Origin of the sequence: Paenibacillus sp. P36 (genome assembly GCF_045866505.1) — a bacterium.
Lineage (GTDB): Bacteria > Bacillota > Bacilli > Paenibacillales > NBRC-103111 > Paenibacillus_E > Paenibacillus_E chondroitinus.
Genome location: NZ_AP038372.1, coordinates 6,068,243 through 6,081,857, shown reverse-complemented (window position 1 = coordinate 6,081,857; position 13,615 = coordinate 6,068,243). Strand labels below are relative to the sequence as shown.

Below are 13,615 nucleotides of genomic sequence, written 5' to 3'. Positions count from 1 at the left end.
TTCTAAGATGGACTGATGAATTCTCATATCGCCCGTATTTCTTACTAAAATACAATGGGGATGAGAACTAGGCAGTAGTCAGGTCGGGGCTGAGGAAGCATACTGGGGAACAGGTGCTGGAAGACGATTGCGGTGCCAACCAAGCTTAGGGTTACTCATATAAAGGGAGGCATGAAGAATGAAGAAACGTTTGAAACAAGTTGGATCTATCGTATTGCTTTCGACTCTGGTGGCTTCGGCAGCTGCCTGCAGCAGTAATTCAGGAACCGAAAGTTCATCGGCTGCGCCACAGACGGGCAGTAGTGCTGAACCGGCAAAATTGACTAAATTATCGTACTGGGTACCGAATCACCCGGCAGCTTCAGGTCAGATGAAAACGTATGCTGAAATGGGGATGTACAAGGAGCTTGAGAAAGTAACCGGCGTCAAGGTTGAGTTTCAACATCCGCCCCTTGAGGTTCCGCAAGCCCAAGAGCAGTTCAACTTAATGGTTGCAACCAACGAGCTGCCGGATGTTATTGAAGCGAGTTGGGGAGCCACCAGCGGTGCGGTCGTCCGATATCCAGGTGGGCCGGAAAAAGCGATTTTAGATAAAAAAATCATTAAATTGAACGACTTGATCGATAAATATGCACCAAACCTAAAAAAGCTGCTGAATGAGCATCCGGATTGGAAAAAGCAAATTTCAACAGATGAAGGAAGCATCTATGCCTTCCCGTTCTTACGTGGAGATGACAAGGTCAGAGTGTTCTTCGGGCCATCGGTCCGCCAAGATTGGTTGGATAAGCTGGGCCTCAAGATGCCGACGACAATCGACGAATGGTACACCGTCCTAAAAGCTTTTAAAGAAAAAGATCCGAACGGCAACGGCAAAGCGGATGAAATTCCTATTTATTTGGACAAAAATCTGTTTGCCACCGACGCGCCATTCCTTGGAGCTTGGGGCATTAACTACAGCTTCTACCAGGACGGAGGAAAGGTGAAATACGGTCCGATCCAGCCTGAATACAAAGAATTCCTGGCCACGATGAACAAATGGTATAAGGAAGGTTTGCTTGATAAGGATTTCGCAGCGCCTAACGATAAGCTGTTCGATAACAAAATGACGACTAATCTCATAGGAGCAACCGCTTCATTTAATGGGGGAGGCATTGGGAAATATGCAGGGCTTATGAAGGACAAGGATCCCAAGTTCGATCTGGAAGCGGCTCCTTATCCTGTGTTGAAAGCAGGGGATAAAGCGATTTGGGGGCAAAAGGATTTTGCTTATAACGGCGTTGGAGCAGCGATTTCGACAGCCAATAAAAACCCGATCGAAACCGTCAAATGGCTGGATTATGCTTACGGTGACAAAGGCGATCTGCTCTTCAACTACGGGGTGGAGGGCACCAGCTATAAGATGGAGAATGGCAAAGCAACCTTCCTTCCTGAGATTTTGAATCCACCGGCAGGAACCAGTATCCAGCAAGCCATTGCCAAGTATAATCGGGCAACATGGAGTGCTCCTTTTGTCCTCAGCGATAATTTCCAAATGCAATATTTGGCTCTGCCTCAGCAGAAGAAAGCATTGGAAGTCTGGTCGCAGCCAACGGCTGAGCGGAAGATCCCGCTTGTTTCTCCAACGCAGGATGAAAGCAGCAAGTTCGCATCCATTGTAACGGACATCCAAACGTACCAAGATGAGATGCTGCTGAAATTCATTATGGGGGTCGAACCAGTCAGTAACTTCGATCAATATGTGAAAAAGATTCAGAGCATGGGGATTGATGAAGCGATTAAAATCCAGCAAGGGGCTCTTGAACGTTTCAACAAACGTTAAGAAATAATTGAATGGGGGGATGAACCGGAATTGTTTATCCCCTCGTTTGCTTTTAGCAGCTTGAAAGAAAGGATAGGGAGACGATGAGGCAAAGTCCTGCAAATGGAAAGGCTGAATATGCCGTAACGACAATGAAAACGAGTCGCAATCCGACTGTCCTGCAAACTATACGCGCAGATGTGAGACGGCACTGGTCCATTTACGTCATGGCGCTTCCCGTCATTGCATATTACCTAATATTTCACTATGGACCGATGTATGGATTGCAAATTGCGTTTAAAGATTTTTCGCCGGCCAAAGGGATTTTGGGAAGTCCCTGGGTTGGATTTAAACATTTCGTGAGCTTTTTTAACGGAATCTACTTTTGGCGCTTAATAAAAAATACGATCTTGATCAACCTTTATGATCTATTGTTCGGATTCCCGGCAGCGATCCTTCTGGCTCTGCTGCTTAATGAAATCCGCCACAGTGTGTTTAAGCGGGTTGTTCAATCGATCTCGTATTTGCCGCATTTTATTTCGATCGTGGTTGTGGCCGGGATGATGATTGATTTCCTAAGCCGCAACGGGCTTATTAATCAATTGACTGGAATCTTTGGTATAGAGCCGATTGATTTCTTGCAGAATGAGAACTGGTTCCGGTTTTTATTCGTTTCGTCGGGCATTTGGCAAGGCATTGGTTGGGGCTCGATCGTGTACTTGGCGGCAATGTCGACGATTGACCCGACGCTGTACGAGGCGGCCAGGATGGATGGCGCTAACCGCTGGAAGCAGACGCTGCACATTACGATTCCAGGCATCATGCCGACCATTGTTATCTTGTTCATTTTACAAATGGGCAATATGTTGACGGTTGGCAGCGAGAAGGTGCTGTTGCTTTACAATCCGCTTACCTATGGAACTGCAGACGTTATTTCGACCTATGTCTATCGTAAAGGGGTATTAGAGGCAAGCTACAGCTTCACTGCAGCAGTCGGGTTATTTAACTCGGTGATCAGTTTTATTCTGATCGTTGCGGCCAATAGTTTTGTCAAACGGATCAGCGAGAACAAACTGTGGTAAGGAGATTTGCACATGAAACTAACCAGTGGAGAGCGAACATTTGGCTACTTCAATATGCTGTTGATGCTCGTGCTTTGCGCGGTCACGCTGTATCCCTTCTTATATGTCGCGTTCGCTTCGCTAAGTGATGCGACATCCTTGCTGCAGCATCGCGGTATAATGTTCAAACCGGCGGGGTTTGATCTCGGTGCCTACAAGGCTGTTTTTGAGAATCCGATGATCATGAAAGGGTATCAGAATACACTGATCTATGTCGTGCTAGGTACGACGATTAATTTGCTCATGACGTCGATTGGCGCCTACGTGTTGTCCAGGCCGAATCTCTATTTTAAAAATATCATCATGTTCTTCATCGTTGTGACGATGGTTTTCCATGGGGGACTCATTCCGAGTTACCTGCTCGTGAACTCTCTGGGCATGATGAATACGATGTGGGCCATCCTCATTCCAGGTGCGATTAATACGTTTAATATGATTATTATGCGAACTTCTTTTCAAGGCATCCCGGTCAGTTTGGAAGAGTCGGCCAGGATGGATGGGGCCAATGATTGGGTGATTTTATTCCGAATCGTCATCCCGCTTTCGATGCCGGTTATTGCCGTTATGATTTTGTGGTATGCGGTTGGGCATTGGAATTCTTATTTTAATGCGCTTGTGTATTTGCGAAATCGTGAAGCGTATCCTCTCCAGCTTGTGCTCCGTGAAATATTGATTTCCAATAATACGGATTCCATGATGGCGGGTGGAGGCGACGACAAATATGCCATTGGAGAAACTATTAAATATGCGGCTATTATGGTCTCTACGCTGCCGATCATTTGCTTATATCCGTTCCTTCAGAAGTATTTTGTTCAAGGTGTGCTGATTGGTGCCATTAAGGAGTAAACAGGGACGATTTCACCATGAGATAGAGGCAGAAGGAGGGATCCTGTGAGAGGCGTTACTTTTGAAAATGCTCCAAGCAGCTGGAACGAAGCTTTACCGATCGGCAATGGACACTTCGGCGGTATGGTGTATTTCGAAGATAACAAGCTGACATTGGCGCTTAATCATTATGAAGTTTATTATCAAAAGCTGCATCGCTACAGTAAGAAGTACCGGAATGGTGAAGGGCCGGATTTCACGCTTCAACATGGACGTACTTTTAATGAATTGAAAAAGCTGGCTGAAGAGAGCTATTGTGACCCCGAAAAAGGCCCGTTTTATCTATATGGCGATGCATTAAACCCGAACAGCATGTACAGGAAATATGGTAAACCCTCGGGTGGGTCCTCCCATTATCCGACGGGGGAACTTCATCTTTTTCCATCCAAGGAGCTTTCAGACCCTGATCACTATTCGTTATCCCTTGATATTGAGAAGGCAGTTGCTCAGTTAAATGTGGTCAAAAATGAGGATAAACTTGGCGTGAACACGATCATTGCTCAGGATGGCGATTACGTGATTACCACAATCAGCCAGACGAATGGCGCGTTGTTACCCTCGGTTGCGCTAACTGTTCCCCGTAGAAGATATGTGGATATGCAAGTGACGTATCATCAATTGGATGATACGACGTTTTATCACGTGGGCGCTTTCTACCCGGACGGTGAAGAGAAGGAACGTTACGATCCGTTTTCGTTCATTGTGATGATGAGAATCATTGGTGCCAAAGGAAGTGTTGTTGCCGGTCCCGACGACAGCTTGCAAATTGCTCTTCGGGATGCGGAGGCAAACCTGACACTGCTAACAACGGTGGTCACGGAGGAAGAGACCAAGGAACTCCTTTCGACTGCGCTGATGAGGTTGACGAAGCCAGCTTCACATGTGGAAGTGGCAGAAATGGTGGAGCATCATCAAGCCTATTGGAGAAGCTTCTGGTCCCGGAGCTCGATCACCTTGCCGGATAAAATGCTTGAAGATCTCTGGTATATCAATCTATACGCAATTGCCTGCAGCAGCGGGAATGGCGGCAGGATGCGCGAGCAAGCGTGCGGATTGAACGGCTTGTGGGATATTAAGCAGCCAACCAAGTGGGGCAGCATGTGGTATTGGGACGTTAACATTCAAGCGGCATTTTGGCCGCTTTATACGGCTAATCGCCTTGAAGTTGCTGAGGCGTTCAACGAGGGGCTGCTTTCTTATGTGCAGCTCGCTGAGCGAATGTCGCAGCAGTTTTACGGGCTTGAAGGCGTTGCGGGTGATTACCCGCATGCCTTGTATGTAAGCATTTGGCCTTGGTGTGCGCAATTCCTATGGGATTATTATCGCTATAGCATGGACGTTGATTTTCTTAGAGAAAAGGCATATCCGCTGTTTAAGCGGATTGCCAGATTTTTTGAAGGTTATTTACAGCTGAATGAGAGCTCGGGGCGTTATGAGATATTTCCTGACATTTCTCCGGAGCAGGGGCCTCTGACTCGGAACTCAACTTGTTCCCTTGCAGCAGTTAAATACTTATTGGAGATCGCTTCGGATGCGGGTGAGCTGCTTGGTGAAGCCGAAGAGGATCGGCTAAGGTGGATGGCGCTTGCGGACAGCTTGACTGAGTATCCAACAGCTGTTTCCAAATCGTATGGAGATGTTTTCCTGGACTCGGAATGGGCGCCTGCCGAGATGCATTTGCGGCATCCTTCGCTGCTTATGCCCATTTATCCCATTGGAGAAATCGATAGAAATAGTGAAACTCATCTGCGGAAAAGAGGAGAAAATACGCTCCGGTATGCAGCAAATCAGACGGAATATGGGATGTTTCAGTTCGGTTGGTTGTCCTGTGCCGCTTCACGATTGGGGAAGGGCAACGCAGCGCTTAGGCTGCTCTATGAACAAGGCATCGATTTGTCGCTCAGGTGCAATGGCTTGTTTGCGGAAGAAACGGAACGCTGGATGAACTACTGCAACATCACCAATGAACCGTTGTACCATCCCCACATGATGGAAGCTTCTGGTGAAATGGTTGCTGCCGTGAACGAAATGCTGCTTCAGAGCTATGATGGCGTGATTGAGGTGTTCCCGGCGCTGCCTGATGGTAAGCCAGAGCCGGAGCTTTCGATGGGCCTCTACGAACATGAGGTAGATTGGAAGGTTAAGCGATATGAGAAATGGAGCGACTGTTCCTTTCGAGGCCTGCTGGCAGTAGGCGCCTTCGAAGTTAGCGCAGAGCTGAAAAATGGCCGAACCGCTTGGGTTACGATCCAGAGTAAGGCCGGCAAGCGGGTTGTGATTCGCAATCCGTTTCACGTTAGCGATGAGGTAATAGTTGCGAGAAAAGAGGGTCAATCCTGGAGTAGGATGGATCATGTGGAAGAAGAGGGACGGATTTCGTTTAAAACGGAGAAGAACGGGGAGTATGCGATTTATCCTCGTGGCGAATTCTCCACTCCTGAGTTATTTGTAGTTAACTCTAGTGGGCGGGGTGTCAAGCAAGACTATCCAATTGTTCATGAAGCTCATACGCACCGGCGAGTGTTCCTTGGCAAAAACCAAGATACACAGTATGCCAGACTGCTCGATCACTTCACCTTTGATTATTACTCCGGTAATACCAGGGAATCGAGGTTGGCCGCTTATCGGATGGATTTTGGTGTGGAACCGCATCGGCTGGAGAAAGATTATAACAACTTGCTGCCCAGACAGGTTCATGTGGAAGGGGTTCTCGGTCAGACGTTTCGTAAAGTAACGCTGGATTCGATGTTTAAGCCTTATACCGGCATCGGCTGGGAGTGTGTGGAGGATCTCGGAGCGATGGATCGTGGGGGACCGGACGAACTGCGGAGGGATTTTATCGGTGGAAAGAGGGAAGCGACGTTTGTGGTGGAGCTTCCAAAAGGCAGATATGATTTGCTTTTCGTATCCGGCGATCAAGAGGTGCCTTCTTATACGGAGATAGAGATCGTAGGGGGAACCACGTGGAAGCCGGAGAAAACGCTGAAAGCGGGTGAATTTGCAACGGATATTTTGCCAATCACGCAAAGAAGTGATGGTTACGTGAAGCTGCGATTTCGCACCTGCGAAGGCTCGCAGTGGAGAATGAATGCGCTGATTATTAATAAAAATTACACGTATTTATAGAAGCGGGAAGAGTTGATACAGCTCTAATTACATAGTAGATTATCAGCCTGAGGCGAGTTAGCGAATCGTCGCTTAGGAGCTGGACAATGGGTGGAGTGGATGGTTGCTTTTTCCAATTGCCGCCGATTCCTCCAGCTAATTTCGGTGTCTGATCTACTTTTATCTAATTAAGTGGAGTTTCTACCGCTGATTTCACCGGATCGAGCGGATTTCGTGCAGCAGCTACCGATATAGATGGAGTTTCTACCGTTATTTCATTCCCTGCCACAATTTGATGCAGAATAACGGTAGGTTTTCCATCTGTTTCAGCTGAGGCATCGCCCCTGATGCAACTGGGACTGGGCAACGAAGTGGAGCTTCCTAGCTTCCGCCCGCCCTAGAAAGCGAAAATAAGACCGATAAAGCCCCAACGGGCCTTTATCGGTCTTATTGCTATTCCCACAACTGCTTGCCAGCTATTGCGGGTTCGTTGTCCAAATCCCTGCGGTTTTCAGGAACACGCGCTGCGGCAATTTCAAAGCAGCCATGATGAGCTCGGCTACATCCTCCGGCTGCATCATGCGGTCCTCATCGCCTATCGGCAGACCCGCTTTGACGGACAGCTCTGTGTTCACAGTGGATGGCGTGAGCGCTGTAACACGGATGTTCGATTTGCGAACCTCTTGCATGAGCGCTTCCGTCATTCCGATAACAGCGAACTTCGAGGCGCAATAGGCTGAACCGGTGGCAAAACCTCGCTCTCCTGCGGTTGAAGCAATGTTGATGATGCTTCCGCCATTTTGGCTCAACATGGTGGGCAGTGCAGCGCGAGTTACATGATACGTGCCCATCAAATTGGTTTGAATAATTTGCTCCCATTGATCGGGATCCATATCGACCAACTTGCCGAACTGTGCTGTTCCGGCATTATTGAGCAGGATATCCAGGGAACCCAGTTCCTCGATTAGTAACTCCACTGCACGTACCGCTTCGGTTCGCTTGGAAATGTCCGCTGTGGCAATGCTCACTTTGATGCCGTATGTACTTGTTAATTCTTGTTGAAGGGATTCGAGGTCGGCATGGCTGCGCGCTACTAATCCAAGATGAACACCTTCTTTCGCCAATGCGATGGCGGCAGCTTTGCCGATTCCTTTTCCAGCTCCTGTAATGATGGCCGTTTGGTTGTGTAAGCTCATGAGAAATCTCCTTTTTATTCGGTGAATTAGGTATTCGTATTATGAAAAGTATGGCCCCATTTTATGCCATTTACCAAGCGGAGTCAATTTTAGCTACTGGGATATTTTTCTATTGCCAAATGGGTGGATTCATCTGTATGTTAGTTTATATTACATTAAAAATTCAGACATTATGATAAGTTGATGGGATACAAACATGGTAAACGTTATCATATAATAAAGGCGTAAGATGAATGTCAAAAATAATAACATAAAGTGAGGGGTTCATGGATGATTCATGGAGTAATTAGAAAATCGGTGTTAGCTGCTGCTTCGGCTGCTTTACTGACAATTACAGCTTGCAGTAACGGGGCTGAGCCGGCGAAAGAAGCAGGAAAAACGCAAGCCTCAACACAGCCCGCCTCGAAACAACAAGTTACGCTTACTTTTGAGGAAAACTGGTCCACCCCGAACGTAGATAACCAGCTGTACAAAGAGAGAATTCAAAAATTTCAACAGTTGAACCCGGATATTAAGATTGAAATGCAGGATATCCCGTCGGCCCAATATCGGACCAAGCTCCGTACCGAGGCAGCAGGCAACAGCATGCCGGATATGTTTATTCTGTATCCAGGTGTCGACATGGATCCGTTCATCGATGCCGGCGTATTGATGCCGCTAGATGAAATTATGGATACTTGGAAAGATATTTTGCCGCCACAGTCGTTAGGTGGATATAAAGTAAACGGTAAGCAGTATGCCGTTCCAACCAAAATGACTTTTGTCGATATCATCTATTACCACAAAGATATGCTAGCAAAAGTAGGCTACAATGAGTTTCCGAAAACGTATGCCGATTTCCTCGATCTCGTGAAAAAGCTCAAAGCTTCAGGCGTCACACCGATGGGAATTGGCAATAAGAATCGTTGGCCGCTTCAATCCACGGTGATGTCCGCAGTTGAGGATCGTATTGCCGGTACGGATTTCTTGACGAAGGTGAAACAAGGACAAGCTAAATTTACGGATGCTGATTATGTGAAAGCACTTGGCATTTTCGATGAGTTGACGAAGCTTGATGCCTTTAATGCTGATTTGAACACCATGGATGAAGTGCAAGTGCAAGATTACTTCTTACAGAAGAAATCGGCTATGACCATGACGAGCTCTACGATTGATACGAAGTTCCGCGTCAGTAACGCAGAAGGTGGCGCTAATATTGGGATCGCTTTGTTCCCATCCATCGACGGCGGAAAAGGAACGGCTGGCAAAAGTGCAGGCGTTGTCCAATACGGTATCGGATTAAGCAAGGAATTAACGGGAGCTAAGAAAGAGGCGGCTTATAAATTCCTGAAATATTTCTACTCCCCTGAACTGTACCAGAACTTGATGAGTAAAGGGATTGTCGTACCGGCTAAAGTTGAAATGCCTGCGGACACCAGCAAATATTTGAAAGAAATGCTGGAGTTGACGAAATCCGGCGATGCGCTTGTCTTTGACAGTGTGATGCCGGCGGCCGTCAAAGATTCGATTGAGAACGGGCTGCAAGCCATTACGATGAAACAGAAAACACCTGAGCAAATCGCCAAAGAAATGCAAGAGGTCATGGATAAAGTGAAAAAATAATCGGCTAGCGAGAGCGAAAGTAAGCTCGAAGCTAACGATTTGAAAGGGTGACGGAGATGAAAGCTTCCATCGGAGCATTTTCCTTCTTTCAGCTTTTAAGTCAAAACGAAATGAATATGTACGGTTATCTGGAGACGGTGAAATACCGGTATCGCTTGGATGCTGTAGATCTTTGGAACGGCTTTTTCGCCAACCGTGAGGTTCCCATCTGGGAACTTCCGGGTGACGATGAGTTGATGAAGATCAAACGCAATCTGGATGAGAGAGAATTAACAGTTGCTAACATAGCGGTGGATCGCGCTCATTTATGGGATGCTGATCCGGATACCAGGCAGTTACTATATCAAAATGCGATAGCACATATGAAGGCGGCGAAATTGCTTGGTGCCAAGACGGTTCGGATTGATGCCAATCGCGGCCCCGGTGAAGTGACAGAGGAGCAGTTCGAATACACGGTTCGTACTTATCAGGAATTGGCTCAGCAAGCTTCCGACTACGGATTTACATTGGGGCCTGAGAATCATACAGGGATTTCGTTGGATCCCCTTTGGATGAAGCGCGTTGCTGAAGCCGTGGATCATCCGGGATACGGTATTTTACTACATATCGATCGTTGGATAGACGGGAATCAAGGCAATGAAATGGTGGCTCCCTGGGTAAATCACGTCCATTTGGACAAACGAACATTAAGCTCGGAGAATACGGAATCAACGATCAAGTTTCTGAGTGAGTTTGGTTATCAGGGGTATTGGGCAGTCGAATATAATGCTTTGTCCAATCCTTATATCGAGATTGAGTGGGCATTGGCAGCTGCGAAACGATTGCTTGCATCTGCGTGCCCGAACAATGGATAAGTGATCTGGAGGCGTGCGTGATGGAATATGCCAAGATTCGAATTGGTGTTATCGGAACAGGAATTATCGGGAAAGCCCACTTGGATCAGTATGCAGCCATAGAAGGCGCCGAGGTCGTGGCTCTGTGCGATATTAATGAACAGGAAGCGCGCCGAGTCGCAGACAAGTACGGAGTTGCTCATGTTTACACGGATTATAAAGATCTGTTGGCGCGAGACGATATCGATGCGGTGGATGTATGTCTGCATAACAACTTTCATGCACCACTAACGATTGCTGCTCTGCAGGCGGGTAAACATGTGTACTGCGAGAAACCGATCGCAGGCTCCTACTATGACGGCAAAGCTATGGTTGACGCAGCCAAGGAGTATGGCAAGAAACTTCACATTCAACTGAGCACGCTTTATAAAAAAGAAACAAAGGCGGCCAAAGCGCTGATTGACGGCGGTCAATTGGGCAAATTGTTCCACGCTCGGTCGAATGGCTTCCGGCGGCGCGGTAGACCTTATGTCGATGGTTTCGGCACCGCGTATTTCACGAAAAAAGCAAGCGCAGGCGGGGGAGCTTTACTCGATATGGGCGTTTATCATATCGCTCAAATGCTCTACTTGCTTGGTGAAACCGAAGTAGAGCGAGTCACGGGGAAGCTCATTCAAGAAATGGACATGGATGAGGGCCGGCGTGCCGAAAGCGGGTTCGACGTGGAAGAGTTGGCGCTTGGGTTCGTTACGCTTCGCAATGGACTCACGCTAGACATCTTTGAAGCTTGGGCCGTTAATCTTGGGGGCGTTGAGGGAAGCAGCATTATGGGATCCAAAGGTGGTATCCGACTTCCATCGTACCATTCCGGAGAGATGACTTCCGATATCACCTTTCACACAACGGTAGCCGACATCGACCTGGACAGCAAGATTGATCTTAACCGCATGGATATTCGTTGGCACAGAATGAGAGAAAACGAAGAGGCTTATGATTCATCGCAGAAGCACTGGATTGCTGCTCTGCAGGGACGCGTAGAACTTATGCCAACTGCGGAAATAGCTCTTGCGACGATGTTGATTAGCGAAGGTTTATATTTATCCGATTCGCTCGGACGGGAAGCGACGGCAGCCGAAATTGTGGCTGCGTCCCGTTCGCTGTCTATACCATTGTAAGAGAGGCAAAAGCCGTTCTTCGGCTGCCAAAGAGGCGGAGCCTGCCCCAGTCTCCGTCTTCTTGGCATCTCTCAACTTATCACTTAGCGCATAAGGAGGGCTATGTATGCATGTAACGAGGCGGATGGGCTGGGCAATTTTTATCGGCATGCTGCCAGCCTTGATCATTTATATTGGCATCGCCATGATTCCGATCTTGATGTCATTTTATTACTCATTTTTCGATTGGAACGGTCTATCCCATATGTCTTTTGTAGGGTTGGACAATTATATCTCGGTCTTGAAAGACGGGATCTTCTGGAAAGGTGTACAGAACAACCTGTTTATGATGGTTAGCGGTATTGTGGGGCAGCTGCCGGTAGGTTTGTTTTTTGCCTTGCTATTGAACCGCTCATTGCGCGGGCTCAAAGTTTACCGCTCGGTACTTTTTCTGCCAGTCATTATCTCGGCGGTAATCGTCTCGCTCATCTGGAACATGGTCTACGGTACGGAATCGGGTCTGATGAATAACATGCTCGGACTTTTCGGCTTGGACAGCTTGAAACAAAACTGGCTGGGCTCCCCGCGCTGGGGCATGCTGTCGGTAAGTGTCACGTATCTTTGGCAAAATTACGGTTTCTATATGGTCATTTTCTTGGCTGGTTTGCAAAATATATCCGAAGAAGTAAGAGAAGCGGCCGTCATGGATGGCGCTACAGGTTGGAGACGGTTCTGGTTCATCACCCTTCCGATGCTGAAAGAAACGATCTGGGTCACCCTGATCTTCTCCATTAGCAATAGCTTCCGGGTTTTCGATTTAATCTATGTCATGACAGCTGGAGGGCCGGCTCATAATACCGAAGTGATGACCATCTATATGTATACCCAGGCCTTCAACAACAGTTACTTCGGACTTGGGAGCGCAGTTTCTATTCTTATTCTGCTTTTTAGCCTATTAGCCATCTATGCAGCCAAATTAGTCACTCGTCGAAACGGCTAATTGCCGCACGTAGAGAAAGGAGGAGCTATGCGAACATCTTTAGGGAAAAAAACGATCATTCATTTGATTTTAGCCATTCTAAGTGTTATTAATATCATCCCGATTGTATGGATGGTTGTCAGTTCATTTAAGTCAGAGGAAGATTATGCAACAAATCCGCTGGGGCTGCCAAAGTTTTGGCAGGTCAGCAATTATACGAGCGCTTGGAAAGTCGCGCATTTAGGAACGTACTTCTGGAACAGTGTCATTGTGACCGTTGGCGCAATCGTTTTGACAGTGCTGCTTAGTGCATTGACCTCCTACTTTCTTTCCAGGTTTAACTTCCGTATACGCGGATGGCTTTACGGTTTGTTTATTATTGGCATGACGATTCCGATTCACGCTACGTTAGTACCGATTTTTATTATTATGAAAAAAATAGGCTTGCTGAATTCCCACCTTGCCCTGGTGCTTCCTTACACGGCTTTCCATCTCTCGATTACCATCTTCATTCTGGTAGGTTTCATGCAGGCCTTCCCTAAAGATATTGAGGAATCTGCCGTCATGGACGGTGCTGGACTCTATAAAATTTTCTGGTCCATCATTCTTCCGATGACTCGTCCTGCGCTGGCAACAGTCATTATTATCAACTTTATCTATAACTGGAATGAGTTTTTATTCGCACTCGTTTTGATCAATAAAGCGGCTCTCAAAACGCTGCCGTTAGGCTTGGCTAACTTCGCCGGCACGGAAACAAGGTTTCAGACGCTTCAGATGGCTGCCTTATCCATGGCGCTTATTCCGCTTGTTGGCTTTTACTTGGCCATGGAGAAGCAGTTGGTGCAAGGGATGACGGCGGGCGCTGTTAAAGGGTGATGATGTGATGGTAGCGGCACTTTAACCGCTCGAAACTTTTCTCAAGTCATTCTACATCCTTTTCAA

At 47.3% G+C, this 13,615-nt stretch carries 11 protein-coding genes; 9 read left to right on the top strand and 2 right to left on the bottom strand.

Features of this window, described 5'->3' with window-relative positions:
* Window positions 1-178 precede the first annotated feature (178 nt).
* The 4 genes from ACKTT9_RS27160 to ACKTT9_RS27145 all read left to right on the top strand — a co-directional run bounded on the left by ACKTT9_RS27160 (window position 179) and on the right by ACKTT9_RS27145 (window position 6,930).
* Complete coding sequence (locus ACKTT9_RS27160) at window positions 179-1,819, top strand: ABC transporter substrate-binding protein (protein WP_407868362.1); 1,641 nt, start codon at window positions 179-181, stop codon at window positions 1,817-1,819.
* A 131-nt stretch (window positions 1,820-1,950) separates the two neighbouring features.
* Window positions 1,951-2,880: an ABC transporter permease gene (locus ACKTT9_RS27155; protein ID WP_407873124.1), complete on the top strand. Its 930-nt coding sequence runs from the start codon at window positions 1,951-1,953 to the stop codon at window positions 2,878-2,880.
* Between the two features lie 12 nt (window positions 2,881-2,892).
* Complete coding sequence (locus ACKTT9_RS27150; protein ID WP_407868361.1) at window positions 2,893-3,765, top strand: carbohydrate ABC transporter permease; 873 nt, start codon at window positions 2,893-2,895, stop codon at window positions 3,763-3,765.
* Window positions 3,766-3,810: 45 nt separating this feature from the next.
* Window positions 3,811-6,930 (top strand): glycosyl hydrolase family 95 catalytic domain-containing protein, encoded by a 3,120-nt coding sequence (locus ACKTT9_RS27145; protein ID WP_407868360.1) that lies wholly within the window; start codon window positions 3,811-3,813, stop codon window positions 6,928-6,930.
* Window positions 6,931-7,093: 163 nt separating this feature from the next.
* On the opposite strand, the gene ACKTT9_RS27140 is transcribed toward ACKTT9_RS27145, so the two are convergent.
* Window positions 7,094-7,276: a hypothetical protein gene (locus tag ACKTT9_RS27140; protein WP_407868359.1), complete on the bottom strand. Its 183-nt coding sequence runs from the start codon at window positions 7,274-7,276 to the stop codon at window positions 7,094-7,096.
* A gap of 109 nt (window positions 7,277-7,385) precedes the next feature.
* Complete coding sequence (locus ACKTT9_RS27135; RefSeq protein WP_407868358.1) at window positions 7,386-8,105, bottom strand: 3-ketoacyl-ACP reductase; 720 nt, start codon at window positions 8,103-8,105, stop codon at window positions 7,386-7,388.
* Between the two features lie 270 nt (window positions 8,106-8,375).
* Here ACKTT9_RS27135 and ACKTT9_RS27130 point away from each other — a divergent pair, with 270 nt between their 5' ends.
* The 5 genes from ACKTT9_RS27130 to ACKTT9_RS27110 all read left to right on the top strand — a co-directional run bounded on the left by ACKTT9_RS27130 (window position 8,376) and on the right by ACKTT9_RS27110 (window position 13,549).
* Entirely contained in the window at window positions 8,376-9,707 is a 1,332-nt protein-coding gene (locus tag ACKTT9_RS27130; protein WP_407868357.1) for an extracellular solute-binding protein, read from the top strand.
* Window positions 9,708-9,763: 56 nt separating this feature from the next.
* Window positions 9,764-10,561, top strand: a complete 798-nt coding sequence (locus ACKTT9_RS27125; protein WP_407868356.1) for a sugar phosphate isomerase/epimerase family protein — start codon at window positions 9,764-9,766, stop codon at window positions 10,559-10,561.
* A 20-nt stretch (window positions 10,562-10,581) separates the two neighbouring features.
* Window positions 10,582-11,715, top strand: coding sequence for a Gfo/Idh/MocA family protein (locus ACKTT9_RS27120; protein WP_407868355.1), 1,134 nt, complete (start codon window positions 10,582-10,584; stop codon window positions 11,713-11,715).
* 106 nt (window positions 11,716-11,821) lie between these two features.
* On the top strand, window positions 11,822-12,694 hold the full coding sequence (locus ACKTT9_RS27115) for a carbohydrate ABC transporter permease (protein WP_407868354.1): 873 nt from the start codon (window positions 11,822-11,824) through the stop codon (window positions 12,692-12,694).
* A gap of 27 nt (window positions 12,695-12,721) precedes the next feature.
* Window positions 12,722-13,549 carry a carbohydrate ABC transporter permease gene (locus tag ACKTT9_RS27110; protein ID WP_407868353.1) on the top strand — a complete coding sequence of 276 codons (828 nt, stop codon included), beginning with the start codon at window positions 12,722-12,724 and terminating at the stop codon, window positions 13,547-13,549.
* The last annotated feature ends 66 nt before the right edge of the window (window positions 13,550-13,615 follow it).